Origin of the sequence: Promicromonospora sp. NPDC019610 (assembly GCF_044389365.1) — a bacterium.
In the GTDB taxonomy this organism is placed as follows: domain Bacteria; phylum Actinomycetota; class Actinomycetes; order Actinomycetales; family Cellulomonadaceae; genus Promicromonospora.
Map to the genome: position 1 here is coordinate 2,064,122 of NZ_JBIRXX010000002.1, position 17,836 is coordinate 2,081,957.

General features: G+C 69.0%; 18 protein-coding genes and 1 other RNA gene. 6 read left to right on the forward strand and 13 right to left on the reverse strand.

Going from position 1 to position 17,836, the window contains the following annotated elements; translation table 11 throughout:
• Window positions 1-448 precede the first annotated feature (448 nt).
• Window positions 449-2,458 (forward strand): cytochrome P450, encoded by a 2,010-nt coding sequence (locus tag ACH45N_RS20860; protein ID WP_397397343.1) that lies wholly within the window; start codon window positions 449-451, stop codon window positions 2,456-2,458.
• A gap of 500 nt (window positions 2,459-2,958) precedes the next feature.
• Here ACH45N_RS20860 and ACH45N_RS20865 read toward each other — a convergent pair whose 3' ends face one another.
• The gene (locus tag ACH45N_RS20865) at window positions 2,959-3,549 is read right to left on the reverse strand and encodes a hypothetical protein (protein ID WP_397397344.1); all 591 of its coding nucleotides are present in this window, start codon (window positions 3,547-3,549) and stop codon (window positions 2,959-2,961) included.
• A gap of 6 nt (window positions 3,550-3,555) precedes the next feature.
• Window positions 3,556-3,789 carry a hypothetical protein gene (locus ACH45N_RS20870; protein WP_397397345.1) on the reverse strand — a complete coding sequence of 78 codons (234 nt, stop codon included), beginning with the start codon at window positions 3,787-3,789 and terminating at the stop codon, window positions 3,556-3,558.
• Between the two features lie 351 nt (window positions 3,790-4,140).
• On the opposite strand from ACH45N_RS20870, the gene ACH45N_RS20875 reads away from it, so the two are divergent.
• Window positions 4,141-4,869: a hypothetical protein gene (locus ACH45N_RS20875; RefSeq protein WP_397397346.1), complete on the forward strand. Its 729-nt coding sequence runs from the start codon at window positions 4,141-4,143 to the stop codon at window positions 4,867-4,869.
• Window positions 4,870-4,974: 105 nt separating this feature from the next.
• Here the strand turns inward: ACH45N_RS20875 and ACH45N_RS20880 are convergent, their stop codons facing one another.
• Together ACH45N_RS20880 and ACH45N_RS20885 are read right to left on the reverse strand one after the other, a co-directional pair.
• Window positions 4,975-5,484 (reverse strand): hypothetical protein, encoded by a 510-nt coding sequence (locus tag ACH45N_RS20880; RefSeq protein ID WP_397397347.1) that lies wholly within the window; start codon window positions 5,482-5,484, stop codon window positions 4,975-4,977.
• A 339-nt stretch (window positions 5,485-5,823) separates the two neighbouring features.
• Window positions 5,824-6,585: a TIGR02391 family protein gene (locus ACH45N_RS20885; RefSeq protein ID WP_397397348.1), complete on the reverse strand. Its 762-nt coding sequence runs from the start codon at window positions 6,583-6,585 to the stop codon at window positions 5,824-5,826.
• Window positions 6,586-6,721: 136 nt separating this feature from the next.
• On the opposite strand from ACH45N_RS20885, the gene ACH45N_RS20890 reads away from it, so the two are divergent.
• Together ACH45N_RS20890 and ACH45N_RS20895 are read left to right on the forward strand one after the other, a co-directional pair.
• A complete protein-coding gene (locus ACH45N_RS20890; RefSeq protein ID WP_397397350.1) occupies window positions 6,722-7,801 on the forward strand; it encodes a tyrosine-type recombinase/integrase in 1,080 nt (359 codons plus the stop codon).
• Window positions 7,768-8,151 (forward strand): tyrosine-type recombinase/integrase, encoded by a 384-nt coding sequence (locus ACH45N_RS20895; protein WP_397397352.1) that lies wholly within the window; start codon window positions 7,768-7,770, stop codon window positions 8,149-8,151. Before ACH45N_RS20890 ends, ACH45N_RS20895 begins: the two co-directional genes overlap by 34 nt.
• A 68-nt stretch (window positions 8,152-8,219) precedes the next feature.
• On the opposite strand, the gene ACH45N_RS20900 is transcribed toward ACH45N_RS20895, so the two are convergent.
• The 8 genes from ACH45N_RS20900 to ACH45N_RS20935 all read right to left on the reverse strand — a co-directional run bounded on the left by ACH45N_RS20900 (window position 8,220) and on the right by ACH45N_RS20935 (window position 14,635).
• Entirely contained in the window at window positions 8,220-8,735 is a 516-nt protein-coding gene (locus ACH45N_RS20900) for a hypothetical protein (protein ID WP_397397354.1), read from the reverse strand.
• Window positions 8,732-9,208, reverse strand: a complete 477-nt coding sequence (locus ACH45N_RS20905) for a hypothetical protein (protein ID WP_397397356.1) — start codon at window positions 9,206-9,208, stop codon at window positions 8,732-8,734. Before ACH45N_RS20905 ends, ACH45N_RS20900 begins: the two co-directional genes overlap by 4 nt.
• Before the next feature lie 38 nt (window positions 9,209-9,246).
• Entirely contained in the window at window positions 9,247-10,314 is a 1,068-nt protein-coding gene (locus ACH45N_RS20910) for a nucleotidyltransferase (RefSeq protein ID WP_397397358.1), read from the reverse strand.
• Window positions 10,315-10,415: 101 nt separating this feature from the next.
• Complete coding sequence (locus ACH45N_RS20915; RefSeq protein ID WP_397397360.1) at window positions 10,416-11,426, reverse strand: ImmA/IrrE family metallo-endopeptidase; 1,011 nt, start codon at window positions 11,424-11,426, stop codon at window positions 10,416-10,418.
• A gap of 5 nt (window positions 11,427-11,431) precedes the next feature.
• Window positions 11,432-12,181 (reverse strand): hypothetical protein, encoded by a 750-nt coding sequence (locus ACH45N_RS20920; RefSeq protein WP_397397362.1) that lies wholly within the window; start codon window positions 12,179-12,181, stop codon window positions 11,432-11,434.
• Between the two features lie 137 nt (window positions 12,182-12,318).
• Complete coding sequence (locus ACH45N_RS20925; RefSeq protein WP_397397364.1) at window positions 12,319-13,320, reverse strand: hypothetical protein; 1,002 nt, start codon at window positions 13,318-13,320, stop codon at window positions 12,319-12,321.
• Between the two features lie 486 nt (window positions 13,321-13,806).
• Window positions 13,807-14,205, reverse strand: an RNA gene (rnpB, locus tag ACH45N_RS20930) — RNase P RNA component class A.
• A 46-nt stretch (window positions 14,206-14,251) separates the two neighbouring features.
• Window positions 14,252-14,635 carry a tautomerase family protein gene (locus tag ACH45N_RS20935; protein ID WP_397397366.1) on the reverse strand — a complete coding sequence of 128 codons (384 nt, stop codon included), beginning with the start codon at window positions 14,633-14,635 and terminating at the stop codon, window positions 14,252-14,254.
• A gap of 46 nt (window positions 14,636-14,681) precedes the next feature.
• Here ACH45N_RS20935 and ACH45N_RS20940 point away from each other — a divergent pair, with 46 nt between their 5' ends.
• Window positions 14,682-15,521, forward strand: coding sequence for a YaaA family protein (locus tag ACH45N_RS20940; protein WP_397397368.1), 840 nt, complete (start codon window positions 14,682-14,684; stop codon window positions 15,519-15,521).
• Window positions 15,522-15,723: 202 nt separating this feature from the next.
• Window positions 15,724-17,037, forward strand: a complete 1,314-nt coding sequence (locus tag ACH45N_RS20945) for an MFS transporter (RefSeq protein ID WP_397397370.1) — start codon at window positions 15,724-15,726, stop codon at window positions 17,035-17,037.
• A 16-nt stretch (window positions 17,038-17,053) separates the two neighbouring features.
• On the opposite strand, the gene ACH45N_RS20950 is transcribed toward ACH45N_RS20945, so the two are convergent.
• Window positions 17,054-17,806, reverse strand: coding sequence for a histidine phosphatase family protein (locus ACH45N_RS20950; RefSeq protein WP_397397372.1), 753 nt, complete (start codon window positions 17,804-17,806; stop codon window positions 17,054-17,056).
• Window positions 17,807-17,836 lie beyond the last annotated feature (30 nt).

Sequence of the window (17,836 nt, forward strand, 5' to 3'; positions counted from 1 at the left end):
AGGGTCTTTGGGTGCACCGGCGTACGGAACGTCCCGGTGCGCACCCAGGACTCGACCTCGTCCACCGCAGCCTGCCCGAGGCGTCGCACCTCTCCGCCGACCGACCCGGCAATGACGGTGTCGTTCGTGACGAACCGACAGGGGGTCTTCGACACCGGGGTCGGCGTGGCAGGCGGTTGCCGAGGCTGCCAGGTTGCGCCAACGGCGCACAAGACTACCTACGCCGTCATATGGCTGCCCATAGTCACTTCTTTACGCAATGGTTACACAGTGACCCACAAGGGCCGAATGTTCTGCCCGGTATGCACGTTATGTTTAACGTTGTCCGTCCGCAGACGAGATGGTGTCTTGGCTGAAGAAGGAGCCCCCAGTGCCTGACCACAGCGGTAGATCCCGGAAGACGACAGACGCCGCCGCAGCCAGTTCGGACCGCGGGTCCCGCCGCCGCGTGACCAAGCTGATCCGGCACCTGAGCACGCCCGAAGGGCGCGCCGACCCCCACGCCGTCTACGACGAGCTGCGGGCCATGGGCCCGGCGGTACGCATGCCGTGGGGAGCCTGGATGGTCACCTCGCACGGCGCGAGCCACGAGGTGCTCAGCGGATCCGGCTGGCGCACCGTGGACGCCGCCTGGCGCACCGCGCGCCAGCCGACGTGGGTGCGGCACCCGGGCCTGAAGTTCCTGCACGACTCCGCGCTCGGCACCAACCCGCCCGGGCACGCCGGGCTGCGCCGCAGCCTTGGCTCGTTCGTCTCGCCGCAGTCGGTCGCTGACCTCACACCGCAGATCGTCCAGACAGTCCACGAGTACCTCGACCGGTTCGATGCGGTGCTGCGCGCCGACGGCGAGGCGGACTTCGGGGCCCTGGTCGGCGACCGGCTGCCCATGGCGGTGCTCTGCATCGTTCTCGGGCTGCCGCGCGAGGACATCCCGCTGCTGTGCGAGATGAGCCGCATGCTCTCGAACGTGCACGACCTCGCGCCGAGCAAGGCGCGGATGGCGCAGGCCGACCGCGCGGGCAAGCTGTGGAACGCGTACTGGGAACAGCTCGTAGCCCAGCCCAGACCCCGGCTCACAGAGGACTCCCCGCTGGGAGAATGGCTCGACACAGAGACCGACCCCGCGGTGCGCGCGGTGGCCGGCTCCCAGCTCAACGTCATGATCGAGGCGGGCCTCGAGACGACGACGTCCCTGCTGTCCGACGGCGTGGTGCAGCTCCTGCGCCGGCCCGACCAGGCCACGTGGATGCTCGAGCACCCGGAAGCCGTGCACGGCGCCGTCGAGGAACTGGTCCGCTTCGTATCGCCCGTACAGCTCATGACCCGGTACGCGGCGCAGGACACGGAGCTGCCGGGCGGCATCCCGGTGGCAGCCGGGCAGATCGTGCACGCCGTGGTCGCCGCGGCCAACCACGACCCCGACGCCTACGACTCGCCGCACGACCTGAACCTCTCGCGCCCGCCCCGCCGCAACCTCGCGTTCGGCGTGGGCATGCACTACTGCCTAGGCGCGCCGCTGGCCCGTCTGGAAGCGACGACCCTGTTCCCCGAGGTGCTGCAGCGGTTCGATCTCGAGTTCGCCGGGCCAGTGGGCTACGACGAGACCCTCGCCTTCCGCGGAACACGTTCGGTGCCGGTACGGCGGCGACCCCGTCCAGCCGCGACCGCGGGTGCTGGTGCGGCGGTGGCCGCTGGTGAGAGCGCGTCCGCCGCCGGACCCGTCGTGGTCAACCGCGAGGACGCCGTGCTGGTGGTGACCCTCACGCGGCCCGACGGCGACAACCGGCTCGACCGAGCGACGCTGACCGCCCTGGGCGACGTGCTCACGACACTGCCCGACGACATCGCCGCCATCGTGCTGCGCGCCGAAGGGCGCCACTTCTGCATAGGCGGCGACCTGGACGAGCTCGCCCAGCTCGCCACCAACGACCCCGACGGCTACCGGAACCTCGTCGAGCTCAGCGACGAGGTGCTGCGCGCCTGGCGCACCTGCCCGGCGGTGACAGTCGCGGCGCTGCACGGCAACGTCGCCGGAACAGGGCTCGGGCTGGCGGTCGCGAGCGACCTGCGCGTGGCCGCCGAGGACGCACGGTTCCGCGCGCCCGAGACGGTCGTCAGCATCCCGGTGGGTCCGAGCGAGGTGCTGGACCGCCTGGTCGCCGAGATCGGGTCCGGCCGGACGCGCGCGATGCTGCTGCTCGGTGATGCCATCAACGCCCAGGAGGCGCTGGAGGGCGGGCTCGTGCAATCCGTCGTCCCGACCGAGAACGTGTGGGCCGAGGCCAAGCGCCTGGCCCGGCGCATCGCCCGGCGCGACCGGGAGGCTATCCGCGTCACCAAGCAGACGATGGCCCGGCTTCCGCACAACGGTCCCGATCCGACGGAGGGCACCGACGTGTGGGAAGCACCACTAGCCCAGGCCCTACGGCGCCGGATCACCCTTGCCGACGCGAGGTAGCGACTCCGACCCGTCGACCCGGACGCCGGCAAGTTCACGTTCAAGGAGCACGCCGAGCACTGGCGGAGGACGCGAGTGAGACCCTGGACACCTACTGGTATCACCACGGCCTTCAGGCCACGCGACCATGGCGCAACTGCGAACGTGATCTCGCCCCTGGAAGCCTCCGACTGATGCTCCGATGCAGGTCAGGGCCTTAAAAGCGGACGAGCCGGTCTGTACGCCGGGTTCTCCCGGAGGGTGTACCGGTATGTCTCGTGGTGTCCGCCGAGTCGGTTGGGCACCGCGAGAACGTTGGAATCTCGCGGTTCTGCCGGGGTCGCTGTGCGTTGGCGAGGGTGGCGTGAGATGGGCTCAGACGGCGGTCATGTGTACCCGATGTGTACCGGCAGACTCCCCGCTGACAACGCGCGGCAACGTCGTCGGGGCAGCGCAATATCGTCTGGTTGCGCAACTGAGCTGGGTAGCAGTCGGGAAACCGACCGTGCGCCGGCGGTCGCCTACTCGTATCCGGTCGCGGCGTGGAGCATCCGCGCCATGAGATTCCAGGACGGCGTCTCGGGTACGGGCTCGGCGCGGTTCAGGTAATAGCCGTCAAGGTCACGGACCCAGGCGGCGAGCGCATGGAGGTAGGCGGGCAACGTGGCGTTCTCCCAGGCGTCCGGCGAGGCCATGATCGTGGTTGCGAGTTCGTCGATGAATGTCGTGAGCTCGCCGCGCGTGCGCGGTGAGTCGAGCAGCGGCGCTGCTGCTGGGTTGCGGTGCGGATGCCACGGTTCGGGTGGGGCTGGTTCCTTGCGCAGGTACACCCACGCTTCTTCGGCGAGCAATGATCGCGGCTCCGGCGGGATAGTAGCCACGGCGTTGAGGCTGACCGTGACGTCGTCGGGGAAATCGGCGACGACGTACGTCTCCACCAGCGAACAGTCCTCGTGATCCGCTGGGCCAGGATCGTGGTCGTAGATCATCCGGCCCTCGATGCTGGACCCACCGAAGCGGACCGCCACACCGCGCAGCCCGGGTGTGACCGCATCCCAGAGTGCGCTCTGCAGCGAGAGGAGAACGCTCGTCCGTGAAAGTGCGGTGGTCATGCGCGTCTACCAGCCCATGTCTCGTGCGACGGCCAACTGGGCTTCGTCGATTTCCGCCTGGGTCACGCCCGGAAGGCCGGTCTCCGTCTCGAACCTTGTCAGCGGATCCATCAGTGCCTGCTTCTGCGCAGGGTGCGAGATCGGAACGGTGTCCAGGTCTACCGACATGAGCCAGTCGAACAGCACCACTGCGTCGGCGCGCCACAGGTCCACCTGCACGATCGGCAGCTCTGGGTCCATATCGGGATCATGACAGAAGCCGAGCCGCGGCCGACACCAGAGCGAGACCAGAGTGTTATGGAACTACCACACGGCACTCCGTCACGTATCCGTACAGCAGTCTGGCCGAGCTTGTCAGGTTGGCGATCTCGCCGGCGACGCAGCCGAGTGCTGGCGCGCGGACTAGCACGACTCGCCGCAGATGGACGGTCGTTCGCCTCGGTGCCACAATGGCGTCGGGTGCGGGCGCTCGGAGCGCGCCTCCTTCGGGAGGAGATACTGGGTTCGACTCCCAGGCACCAAGGTCAACAACGTGTTCTAAACTTTGTGGACCTCGGTGCCTGTGAGTCGACTGGAGGATTGGGGATTGACGTGGCCGAATATAAGCCGCTTCCCCAAGACCATCCGTTCCGACGTCACGCAGAGAATCTCAGGGCTGTTAAGCACGGTCTGAAGCAGGCCGAGCGTGCTCACAAGGCAGCCATTCGAGCCGGTGACGATCCCGCGATTGAGTTCGCGGGCCGGATGCACCTGCTCGTGGCGAGCGCCCTTGCCGAGGCAATGCTGCGCAAGACCATCTGGGATCCCGCGGGGTTCAATGAGCGGGAGCGGAATCAGATTGTCGCACAGAGATCGCAGCTAGACAGGTGGTCGATGGCAATCGAACTCGCTGTGCGGCGACAGTACGGCATCCCCTTCCATGTTCCGCTTGAGACTCTGGATGCTGCCGAGGCACACATTCAGCGGATTGAACAGATCCAGTCGATCCTGCACTCGGAACTCAAGAACCTGGTCAGCGAGCGCAACGACATTGCCCATGCACAATGGGCGTGGTTGCTGAATTCGAAGGAGAAAGAATTCACTGGCCGCGCACCCGGAGTTCCGAACTACCTGGCCACGCGGCGGAGACGGGAAATTGTCGAACTCCTTGGGCGACTCGTACACGTTCTGGCAACGTCAGAGCCGACTTTCCAACGTGACTATGATGAAGTCTCGTCGAAGATCGTCCTAGCGCGGAAAGGCTTGGCGGCGCTGGACTACGGGGCATTCGCTGACGGTCTTCGTCGCGGCGGCCCAAGCCAATCGGACAAGCCAGCATAAAATATCCGCGCCTGTCGCAGGCTCCCTGGTTCTTGCAGGAATCAGCGACCCACCCACCACCGCCCGTCAAGGCGTGCCACCCCTCGGTGCGGAGCGCGTATCGCTTTACCCCGCGCAGTAGGCGTTGGCGAGTGCGGCGAAGTGAGGTCCGCGTCGCCTGGCGGCTCGGTCGAGCAAGGTGCGCAGGGTCGCGACACCGAGGGGTTGGCTGGTTGCCCAGTCGGGAGCGAGGTGATGGGCCCGGTCGAGGTGGTGGAGTGCGTCGTCGTACCGTCTGGTCTTGACGGAGGCGGACGCGATGTGAAGGGCATGGCCAGCTTCCCAGAAGGCCGGCAGCTGACCGGGCAGTGCGGGCAACGTCGCGGCGTGGCGCAGCGCCGTCTCGGGGTCGTCGCTCCGGGACAGGTTCTCGACCTCCTGAAGTGCCACTGCTCGCGGACTGAAGATCGCCGCTTCGGTGACGACGCTGGTCATGGTCCTCGCCGCCGCCGACCGTGCTTCGGCCAGCAGATCGGCAGCTCGGTGCGCCGCACCGATCTTGACGGCGGCGGTGGCGGCGTTGAACAGCAGGTTTCCGAACACGGCAGTACGCCGGGTTTCCCCGGCAGGCTTCATGGCCTGTCGGGGTACCCGGCGGGAGGTGCCGAGAACGTTGGGATTCTGCGGCTTGTGAGCGTTGGAGACTATTGGGTCCGACGACCATTCGTGGCGCTCTTGCGGACTCCCTGCGGACTGGGTGCGGACTGCGCAGGGCCAGGGCTGGGCGTGGTCGTGCCAGGTGCTGGTGCTGCCTCGCCCAGATCGCCCACTGGCTCATCGCCTCATCCGAACGCCCCGAGCCTGCAACCGTCGCACCATCACATCGGGGCTCCCAGGGGCCGCCTCGAACCCTGATGAGGCGAGGAGGCACCGCTCCCGGGCACGCCGCACGGGTTGGCCCGCGACCGGCAGGGCTCAACTGACGCCTGGTGCCGTCACCAGCTCGCAGCCATCGATCCACCGTGCCAGCGTCGAGAGCGTCGCCAGTTGTTCAAGCGCCTCTTGCCGGGGCAAGTCGTCGACCCCGTGCGTGGTCGGGTTCCGGATCGCGAGGAAGCAGCCGACGGCGAACGAGAAGATGCCCTCGCGCATCGCCTTGACCGTGAGGTTGTCGTCCTTGCCGGGCCAGCGCAGGCGAGGCTTGCCCACCTCGGGCGGCCGGGTCGTCGTGAACGTCTCGCGGATCAGCGCCACGTCGGACACGTCATGGCGCCCCACCTTGTCTTGGATCTCCGCGTTGACGAACGTCGCGGCGCGCTGGACGGCGGCCCCGTAGTGGCCGTCGTTCCACAGTCTCGACGCCGCGCCCCACACCACCGGGTGCATGGCGTCGGCAGGCATCCGCGGCGCGTCCGTACCAAGCCGCGCCGTCGTCTCGTCCATCGTGTCGATCTTCCCGATCGCAGCCTGGATCGTCCGAGTCCCTCGCTCGACCGAGAAGAAACGGTGGCGACTACCCACGCGAGGCTCAAGGAGGGTCACGTCCGCGTCGTTTCCGTTGAGGCGGCGCAGGATCGCCGCCACCTGGTCCTGTCGCTCCCACAGCGCATCCACATGCTCACCAGGTGGGGCCAGCGCGTTACTGTTCATCGAGCTCGCCGTCCGGGCAGTGTTCAACCACGTGACCAGCACCTTGCGCGCCCACTGCCAATCGGTCTCACCGTCGGTGTCCGCCACGGCGGCAATGCTCCCACCTGACCCACGCGGACGACATGGGCCGACGCGGAAGCGCTCGGGTGAACCGCTGTCGACCTCGGGTGATCTTGGGCGCCCCACCGCGCCTCACCACCAGGCTACGCGCGACGGTCGGGTCATGGAGTTCCAGACCGCTCACCAGTACATCCGCGACCTGCTCCCACGCATCCGGCGCTGCCCGGGCTGGGACGGCATCCCCAACGGCAACCTGCCCGCCTGGTACCTCAACGCGCTGTCGTCCGTGGCACTGCTCGCCCAGCAGGCCGACGTCGAGCACGTGACCGGCAACCTCGCAGACGACGCCGGCGAGGTGCACCTGTACACCAAGCACACCGTCGTCACGCTTGCCGTGGCTGCCCTGGACACCGACAGCCCCAACGCCACCGTGACCACGTACCCGCTTACTGGGCTGGCGTCCCTTGAGGTCGCTTCGGGCGAGCTGATCACTGGCGGACAGGAGCGCGGGTACTACTGGCCGGGCGAGGTCACCGCCGTGGCGCGCTACGCAGACGGCCGGACGATCATCCTGACCCGCCGCGAGGGCGACATGGACGACCTTGTAGTGTTTCTACCCGCCCTGCTGGCGGACCTGCCGCGCAAGGAGTACGCCGAGCACTGGCGCACGCTCCAAGTCCATCGCGGCAACACAGAGGACCAGGTCGACGTGGTCCTTGAGATCCGCACATACCCACGGCTCGGAGACCTGCCTCTCGCCTCGATCGACTCCGAGGACATCCAGTCGTGGGTCAAGTGGCTCTCGACGGCCGCGATCGCTCTGGACGAGGGCAAGACCAAGGGGTACGCCCCAGCCACGGTCGGAGTGACCCATCGGATCGTGTCTGGCATCTTCAAGTCCGCCGTCGACACCAACCGGATCACGTCGAACCCTTGCGCGGGTACGCGCCTACCGAAGAAGACACCCAAGCGCGTCAAGCCGATCCCGACCGAGTCGCTGTGGGCGCTCATCGACGCCTTCCCCGAGAGGTTCCGGGGCCTCATCCTGTTCACCGCATGCACCGGACTTCGGCAGGGTGAGGCGTTCGGCCTGACTGTGGATCGGCTCGACTTCGACAACAAGGTCATGCACGTTGACCGGCAGATCACCGATCGGTCGCGGGCAAGCCGACGTTCGGACCGCTCAAGACCGAGGCGAGCTATCGAGAGGTGCCGCTGTCGACGTCCACGATCAAGGCCCTGAAGGAATACATGAGCAAGTTCCCACCGGGACCCGACGGTCTGGTCTTCACCAACACCGAGAACGGCGCACTGCGCCGCTCGGCGTTCTGGGACACGTGGCGACGCGCGCTAAAGGCAGCGAACTTCTCAGGCTTTACCTTCCACGACCTGCGCCACTACTACGCGAGCCTGCTCATCCGCCACGGCGCGTCCGTCAAGGCGGTCCAGGCGCGGCTGGGCCACAAGAACGCCAGCGAGACTCTGGACACCTACTCCCACCTGTGGCCCGACGAGGAAGAGCAGACGCGTACGGCGATCGACCTCGTCATGAGCACCCGGCCACCTGAGGCGGCCGCACCAAGTGCCGCGTGAGTAGAAGGACAGGCTCGGCATGTTGACCCTCCGCTAAGCAGGTCTGCGACTGGCACCCGATTGGGCCTCTACCTCAAGCTCACGCTCATTGCCCGCAGCACGCGCAGGCGTGCCTGGTCGGCGTCGCGCCGCGAGTAGGGGCGGTCGATCGGTACGTCGTGATCTCGCCGTGTCGGACGCGACTTCCACTCGATGGTCATCTGGGCGCCCGCCTCCTTCTTCGCGGCGACGACGAACGCGTCGTAGGCCTCGTGCACGGCGGGCTTGGCGTGGATCGCGAGCCAGGCGCGGTAGAACTCGATCCGTGACTGGATGCTGGAGATGTGCCGGACAAGGTCCATGCGGGCGGGTGCCGAGCCGTCCCGCCTGCGGATCAGGTACGGCGCCTCAAGGTAATCCTCGACCGCCTGCAGTGCTTCGGCGAACATCTTCGAGCGCTCGTCGCGGCGCGCGTGCCGGCGCTGGAGCAGGTAGCCGAGGAGGAAGATGAACACGGCGATGACGCCGGTGAGAATGGTGGCCCACCCGGCGGAGTCGAACCCAAGGAAGGACCAGGTGGTGCCGGGGGCGGGTGCGGTGTTCATCGTGCGCTCCGTTGGGTGACGCCGTGTGGTGCTTCGTCGAGGATCCAGTGGCCGCCGTGGGTCGCGCCGGTGGCGTGCCAGTAGTCCTCGGCGAAGAGGTGGTCGGCGACGAGGCCGAACAGCGTGTCGAGCCCGTCAGTCGAGCGCCATCGGCGCCATGGCGGGTCGAGGGGGTAGAACAGGCACAGACTCCCGTCGGGGTACCGGTGCGGCGATGGCGCGGGCGCCGTGTAGACCTTAGGGAAGTCCCCGGGAGCGAGCCCGTAGCTCCATTCGCCGCCGTAGCGGAGGAACTTGACCGTGACCCGGGCGGGGCTGTCCCGTCCGACGACGTCCAGAGCCGTGTTGCAGTAGGTGAGATCGGTGTTCGTGACGGCCTTCGTCAGGGCGTCGCCGTAATGGCGGGCCGCCGCAGCCTCGAGACGCGCGGCCCACAGGTGGTCACGCCCGTACCAATTCTCGGGCCCACGCAAGTGCCACGCTGGTGGCGGCGGGACCCGGCACGGCGAACTCACGGCGCCCAAGACCGGACGGCGGGCCGGGCCGGAACGAGCGCGACGGCTGCGGCGGCACGGTGATCGGGCCGGCGCCGGGCACGCAGTCGTGCAGCGTGCTGGCCGATGACCTTGGCGCGCTCGGGCCGCGGCAGCATGTCAGGGTCCCCGAAGAAGTTGGCGAGGGCCTCGTGGGCGAGGACGCCCCAGCCGTCCTGTTCGAGGCTGATCGCTTCGTGCAGCGTGTCGCGCGCCTTCTCCAGGCGCCGGATGGCGGCGCGCCGGTCGTTGTCGGGGGTCTTGATGTCGGGGCCGACGTGAGCAGGGTCCGGGGTGTCGCGCTGGTTCAGCTCGGCGATGGCGTAATCGAACCAGATCTCGAGCGCGGTCAGGAGGGAGGTCGGCCGAGTCAGGCAGCCGAGTGCGAGGGCCTTGATGTGCCAGGAGCACAGGGCAGGCTTGTCGTACTGGCGGGCCCAGTGCTTGAGCAGCCGGATCGTCCGGGAGTAGGTCTTGTCGGTCTTCTCGATCGCGTCGAGCACGAGGCTGGTGTGGGTCTCGGGGTCTGAGCGGTCCCAGGAGTCCCAGCGGGGGATGTACAGCCCGCGTGCGTAGGGGTTGTCGATGGCGACGATGACGTCGGCGGTGAAGTCCTCCCAACCGGGGCGCAGCGGGTCGCGGAAGCGAATGAGGATCGAGCGCTTGCGTCCCTTGACCTCGATGCGAAGGTCGCCGTACTTCTCGCGGAGTCCGGTGCGCAGCGCCTCGGCGGCGCGCTCCTTCAGCTCGCTCGGTCCGCGCTTCCCGGGTCCGTACCGGTGCCCGGGGTCGGGGATGACGATGCCGAGGTCGACGTCGACCAGCGGGGTCAGGGCGTCGCCATGAGCGATGCTGCCGTTGCAGTAGACGCGGCACCCAGTGAACTCGTTGCGGAGGATCTCGGCGACCTCCGACCGGCGGGTGCGCGCCTCGGCCAGTTCGGGCGCAGTGACCTCGATCCGACGACGAGCTTGCTCGAGCAGCTGCTCCAGCGGTGGGTAGGTGTTGGTGCTGAGAGACGGGTAGGTCTTGGTGCTGAGAGACATGCGTGGCTCCATGCGGTAGGGACTCGGCACCGTGACGGCCGAGCGACCGATGGCCTCGGTCATCCCCTATGGACGAGGTAACTCGTTCTCGTGCGCACTGGTCACGCGCAGTCCCGGCACCTGGCCGAGTCGCCGTCGAACATCGTCAGCGGGAGCGTCAACCAGCAGGAGTCACACAAGCGTTCCGCGGGGGCGCAGGCGCATCGTCCGCACTCGGGGCAGCGCGGTTGACCGCACCGCGCGCACGACGGCGCCCACGACTCGAACGTGTGGCCGCACTCGCACTCCACCGTGTCTGCTTGAGGACGATCGTCGCGGAGCGTAGGCGCGAACTTCACCCAGGGAGCCCTGTCGGTGACAGATACGACAAGGAGGAATCCCCCGAGGTCCGCAGCCTGCATGTAGAGGTCCCGGCCCCGGATACCATCCCTGTATGCGAAGCGGCCCGTGCCCTGTGCCCTGTGCCGGTCAGACCGGAGGGCGTGAGCCACGACCGAGGCACGCGTCTGGTCGCTCCCACGGCGCAGGCGCGGTTCGCCGTGCGCGGCATCGAACAACACGGTTCCATCGGGGTTCAGCAGCGACACGTGCCCTGGGGCCGGGAGGTGCGCTGCAGCGGTGACGCATACGGCGGACCTCGATGCCCGGGTGACCGAATGAAGATCAGTGATCGAGGCGGTGGTCACGCCGTCGGCGAGTGTCTGCTGGGCCACCGTCTCCGGGATCAGTACCGCGGCAGCGAACGCGTCGCACGCGGCCTCCTCAAGATCTCGCCCGCCGTTCTCCTGTGACAGCAGGTTGAGGAGGAGGGCGGCGTCGGACTGCTGGAGGTGGTGGCCGAGCTCATGTAGGGCGCTGAAGCCCATGCGTTCGGCCGTCGCGTACGCGACTTGGAGGATGGGTGGGCTTGCTGCGGCGAGGTAAGCCCCGGCGACATCGCAGGACGCGCCGTGGTTCACGCTTTCGGCGTACTGCACCTCAAGTTCTGGCCAGGAGCTGATCGTGGCCAGCGCGTCCGAGCCGAGCCTCGCGCGGCTCCCCGGCTTGAACCGCTCAAGTGCGGCGAGGACTTCGGCCGTGTGTTGGCGCAGGAGGTCGCGGGCGACGGTCATGGCAGTCAGACCCGATGTGCCGTGAAGTATCGGTCAACGCGGGTAGGCCAGTCAGGGCTTTTCTGCTCACCGGTCTGCCGGGCAGCTAGGGCGAAGACTTCGTACCCCGCTTCTCGCCATGCATCGATCTCGTCTTGGTTGCGTGTCTTGGCCAGCGCGATCACCCGGGAGCGGGACGAGGGCTGGTCCAGCGCGGCAACCAGGTCCTCGGGCAGAGCCGGGTTGGCCTGGATCCACTCAGCAGCGGGCCGGCCTGTCCGTGCGGCCAGCGCTTGAGCTTGAGTCTCGGTCACGGGGCGCTGGCCACGGATGATCTTGAGCGCGTCTGCTAGGCCGATGCCCGGCAGGTCCGCAAGCCGTGCGCCAGTGATGCCGGCTTGTCGGAGTAGGTCGACAAGGCGTCCCGTACTGACGGGCGCCCAGCGTGCATTCGCTAGTTCTTCGAGCTCGTCCTCGACTCGTGCGCGGGCCTCGCGTGAGGCATCGATCGGGGAGTACGACTCGGCGCCTCGTGCCGGGCGCGGTTCGCCCGAGGCCGATTCGTTCAGAGCGGTTGGTTCGAGGGAGCCCAAGTGGCGGTCGAGGACCCTGACGGGAAGCTCGCGCGCCAGGTCGATCCATACGGCAATGCGGCTTCCCAGGCTGGTCAGGGCTTCCGGCACAATCAGTGCCGCGCTGTCCGCTCTCTCTACCTCGGTCGTGACACGAGCTGCTCGGATGGATGCCCGGTCGGTTTCAAGGACCACGAGCAGCACCGACGTCTTGTCCCACCGCGCTCGCCAGATCTGGGCAGGCTCTGGTGGTGGTGGCTTTCCCTGCCAGGCCGCACGAGCTGCCTCCGGCAACCGGACTGATGCCAGCGCTGCTCGGACGTTCTTGGGTGCCCGTCCACTCATCGGTCGCTCCTCGCCTCAGCCGCGACGGTCGTCGCACTCTCACCATCGGTGGACGAGCTATCGGACGACGCCTTGCCGTTCCACAGCATGATCAGGGTCACAAGTTCGGACACGACGGATCCGTGCTCCTCATCGGTCGTTGCCAGCCGGACCTTCTCGCGAGCGCGGTCGAGAATCGCCGTGGCCTGCCGGCGCCCGCGTCCGAGCACGTCCGCCATCTTCGACGCAGTCAACTCGTCGGCAGCGCAGGCCAACGCGCGCCGCTCTTCGATGGTCAGTTCCTGAAAGAGGTCCCCGGCCGCTGAGTGTCCGACGACGGTGTCGGCAGGTCCAGGCCCCGGAGCCTCGATCGCTGTTGCGGTTTCCTCGGGGCCGGGCAGCGGCACGGAATGCTGGGGAAGCAGGCCGAAGCGAGCCGCGACCGCACGAGTCAATTCCTGGCCCCGGACCGCGCCGTCGGCATGACCGATCACGGCGTGCGCGACGGCCAGCAGCGCTTCGACGTTCGGCCGAGAGGTAGGCCCGCCTGTGTTCAGCGGAAGGTTGAGCCGCACGCCACGGACACCACGCGCTGTTCGCGCCAGTGCCGTGAAGTCGTGGCTCGATGCGTCCGTCGGGCCGTCTGCCAGGGCCCAGCGGTCCTTCCCGACCTCCACGAACCGCTCGTCAGATGCCATCAGCCCCTCAAGCCGGCTGCGTAACTTGCCCACCTCGGTGCTCTTGGCACTGTCGGCGAGGAAATTCTGCACGATCGTGGTGACCAGTCGCTCCAGCGAGTCGAGGCTCGTCGCCTCCAGCAGGCTGAGGGTGAGCGCCGAGCCCTTGGTCACGAACAGTTCCTGAACGACATCCTGGGCATGTTCGATCCTCCAGCGGCCCGCACCGTCAGGAGGCGGATATCCGCGAGAACGGGCAGCGCGCAGCGTACGCGCCACGAACAACTCGTAGCCCTGGGTGTCGATCTGGCCGTACTCCGCCAGTTCCTCGAATGCGTCCACGCTCCGCTCCCACGCAGCCCGGCCATCATTGTGTCAGGTCTGGTCCTGCAGGGATGCACCACTGCGTGATCGACCTCGTCCCAGTGCCCCGCCAGGGGTTCGGCAACTCGTCAAGGCTGCGCTGGCGCAACGGTTCGGTGTCCTGCTGCCCGCGTCGGATATGATTCCTCCCAGCCCCGACGGACTTCATGCCCGGGTCGTGTCTCTCCTCTTCGGGCCGCTTCAAGCGGAACCCCTCACGGACGAGTTGCCCGGGCCGATCGCCGGGGCTTATCGCTGCCCACCAGCGACTGTCGATGTTCATGCCCGGCAGTCGCAATACAGCCCGTCGGCCACAGTTAGCACTTCAGTTTCTGATCGCAGTCCTGCAGGCCGGCGACGGCGGACAGTGTGCTGCTTGAGCCCCACGCGGTACACACTCATGTGTACCCAATGTGTACCGGGCACCTCTGACCAAGGCTCCAATGCAGGTCAGAGCGTTAAATGCGGACGAGCCGGTCTGTACGCCGGGTTCTGTTCCCGCGCGCGGTTACCCCCGCGCGGGCGACGGTCATCCATCTAGGCCCTGCGTTGCCGCAGGGCTCGAGCGGTCTACCCGACTGTGCTTCTCCGAAGAGAATCGGGCGGGCAGCCCTCAAACACAGTCTGTCTGACCTTGCTCCAGGTGGGGTTTACCTAGCCGCCACCGTCACCGGTGGCGCTGGTGGTCTCTTACACCACCGTTTCACCCTTACCCCCGGTCCGGAGACCGAGGGCGGTCTGTTTTCTGTGGCACTGTCCCGCGGGTCACCCCGGGTGGCTGTTAACCACCACCTTGCCCTGTGGAGCCCGGACGTTCCTCGGCAGGCACCCGAGGGTGCCCGACGCGACCGCCCGACCGACTCGTCCGCAGGTAGAAGAGTACCGTCAACCTTCCGCACCGCTCGCCGGTTCAGACGTCCACGCGATACCCCAGCGTCAGCTCATCCCCTGACACCCCGCGGATCCCCCAGTTCTCCCGCGGGCTCTCCAGGATCACGACCTCCAGGTCGTCCGCCGTCAGCCCGAGGCGCGGCGCGACGTCGTCGTAGAGGGAGGTGATCAGCGCACGCTTCGCCTCGCGGCTGCGGCCGGTGAAGCAGACGATCTCCACGACCAGGTAGGCGTCCGAGCGCGGCGCGACCAGGTCGCCGTCGTCCAGCAGGAGGAAGCGGTGGAACCGCTTCTCCGGGGGGAGCTGCCAGGTGCGTACGAGCGCCTCGTGGAGCGCGTCGGAGACCTCCGCGCGCCGCTCGCCCCAGACCGACCGGTTCCCGTACACCTTGACCTGCGCCATGCCGGCTCACCCTAGTGGCCCCGCCCGCGACACTTAGGCTAGGCGGGTGCTCCTGCTCCTGCCGCCCTCCGAGGGCAAGACGCCCGCGCCCGACGGCGCCGCTCCCCTCGACCTCACCACCCTGGCTCACCCGGAGCTCACCGCCCGGCGCGAGCAGCTGCTCGCCGAGCTGGCGCAGGTCAGCGCGCGGCCGGACGCGACGGCGGCGCTCGGGGTGAGCGCCGGGCTCGCCGAGGAGGTGGCGCGCAACACCACCCTCCACACGGCGCCGGCAGCCCCCGCATCTGAGGTCTATACGGGCGTCCTGTACGCGGCGGCCGGCCTCGCCACCCTGCCCGACGCCGCCGCGCGGCGCGCCGAGGCGAGCGTCCTCACCTTCTCGGGGCTGTGGGGCGTGGTCGCCCCCGGCGACCGCATCCCCGCCTACCGGCTCGGCATGGGCGTCGGCCTGCCCGACGCCGGCCGCCTCGCCACCTTCTGGAAGCCCGCCCTCGCGGAGGTGCTCGACGCGCGGGCCGCGGGCGACGTCGTCGTGGACTGCCGGTCCGCGACGTACGTCGCCGCCTGGAAGCCGCGGACGACGCCCGCCGCCGACGAGACGCCGTCCGCCGAGTGGGTCGAGGTGCGCGTGTTGCGCGAGACCGACGGGAAGCGGACCGTCGTGTCGCACAACGCCAAGCACACCCGCGGCGTGCTGGCCGGGCACCTGCTGCGCCGCGAGCCTGAGGCCCGGACCAGCGAGGACGTGCTCAAGGCCGCCCAGGAACTCGTCGGGTCGGTGATGCTCACCGAGATCGGCTCGGGCAAGGACCAGACGCTCATCGAGGCGAACCTGCTGGACGGCAAGCCCCGCGGCCCGCGGACGCTGGAGCTGGTCCTGGCCTGAGGCTCCTCCCGATCGCCGTTCTCAACATCCCCTTTGAGGCCCGGGTTTCTTCGCTTTCGAGCGGGTGAAAGCGAAGAAACCCGGGCCTCAAAGGGGAGGGGTGGATCGGACGGTGAGTCGGACGGCGGGTCGGACGCCGGGCCGGTAACGGGTGGGACACAGCCCTGGCGCCAACGCCTACCGACCGGTTGGATGTGCGGTCATGAGGATCAGCAGCCTGGCGGGCGCCAGGATCGCAGTGGCCGCCGCGTTCTTCGCGCAGGGCTTCGTCTTCATCAGCCTCACCACGCGGCTGCCGCGGTTCCTGGACCGGTGGGGGCTGGACGAGGTGGCGCTCTCGCTGCTGCTGCTCATGATGGTGCTGCTCGCCGGCGTCGGGTCGCTGGTCGCCGAGCGGGCCGCGCACCGCGTCGGCAGCGCCCCGATGCTGCGCCTCGGGCTCGGGCTGATGGTCGTCGCCGTCCCGACGATCACCCTGGCGCCGGCCGTCGGCTTCTTCGTCGGCGGCGTCGCCCTCTACGGGATCGCACTCGGCCTGGTCGATGCCACGTCCAACATGCAGGCGGTCGACCTGGAGCACCGGTACGGCCGCCCGATCCTGCCGTCGTCCCACGGCTACTGGACCACCGGCGGCATCATCGCCGCCGCGACCGCCCTGGCAACGGGGCACCTCTCCCCCTCGGTCGGCGCGTTCGTCGCGCTGGTCCCCGCGGCGATCGCGTTCGCGCGGTTCGTCCCACGCGTCGCGGCCGGGGCCGACGCCGCGCCCGGCCTGATGCCGACCGGCGACGTCGTGCCCGGCCTCACGCCGACCGGCGGCGGCACGCAGAGCCTGAGGCCGGCCCCGGACGCCGCCCCGATCCCGTGGAAGCCCATCTGGCTCGTCGGCGCCGGGCTGGTCGTGTTCTACATGGTCGACACCACGGCCTCGACCTGGGGCCCCGCCTATCTGGCGCGCTCCTTCGACGCGCCCGGCAACCTCGTGGCCCTGGCGACCTTTCCCTACCTCGTGACGTCGATCATCGTGCGGCTGGGCGGCGGGCAGCTCGTGACCCGGTTCGGCGTGGTGCCGCTGCTCCGGATCGGGGCGGTCGTCGCCTGCGGGTCGCTGACGCTGGTGGCGCTCGCGCCGACCTGGCAGGTCGCCGTGGCCGGGTTCACGGTGCTCGGCGCGGCGGTCGCCCTGGTGGCACCGCTGAGCTTCTCGGCCGCGGGCCGCATCGCGGCGGGGTCGGCAAGCACCGCGGGTTCGGCAAGTACCGCGGGTTCGGCGGCCAAGACGGCGGTGGACGGCGGCACGGAGGGCTCGGCGCCCGAGCCCGACCGCGCCCGCACCGACGCCGTCATCGCGCGGTTCAACCAGTTCAACTACGTCGGCGCGCTGCTCGGGGCCGTGCTCACCGGCTTCGTGGGCGCCGACAACCTGCGGCTCGGGTTCGCCCTGCCCGCCGTGCTCGTGCTGGCGCTGGTGCCGCTGGCCCCGGCGTTCGCGCGGGGCGCGCTCAACCGCCGGTAGCCCAACAGTCGACAGCTCACCCGTCGGTCGGCACCCCGACGGCGGTCACCTCGGTGGTGCCGTCCTCCCACAGGCGCAGCACCGACAGCGACGCGGGCGGGACGCGCAGCCGCGCCCAGTACGAGGCGGGCGCCCCCAGCGCCTGCCCGACGGCGGTGCGGATCTGCCCCGCGTGCCCCACCACCACGACCGTGCGGTCCACGCCGCCGGCCAGCAGCTCCGTGAGACCGTCCCAGACGCGGGCGCCGACCTGCGCGTACGACTCGCCGCCCGGCGGCGCGAAGGTGCCGGTCGAGTGCCACTGCGCCAGCTCGCCCGGCCAGCCCTGCTCGATCTCCGCAGCCGTATGCCCGTCCCACTGCCCGAACCGGCTCTCCGCGAACCGGTCGTCGGTGCGCATGTGCAGCCCGAGGCGCCGTCCGACGGCGGCCGCCGTCTCCTGCGTGCGCACCGTCGGGGACGCGACGAGCACCGTCGGCCGGGGCAGGTCCGGCCAGAGGCCGCCACCGCGCATCCCGCCCGACGACGCAGCCCCGGCCCGCGGCGCCCGCCCGATGCGGAACACGGCGTCCGCCGCCTGGGCGGCCTGGAGCCGGCCCCGGGCGCTCAGCGACGGTCCGGGCGCGTCCGAGCCGGAGTAGACGCCGGCCTCCGTCAGCGGCGTCACACCGTGCCGGACGAGCACCACGGTGAGCGGGACGGCGTCGTCGAACCGCGTGGGGATGCCCGAGGGACGCACGTGCGTGTCGAGGCCGGGCGCCTCGCTCATGCTTGATTCATCCGGCAGTTCGTCCAGCAG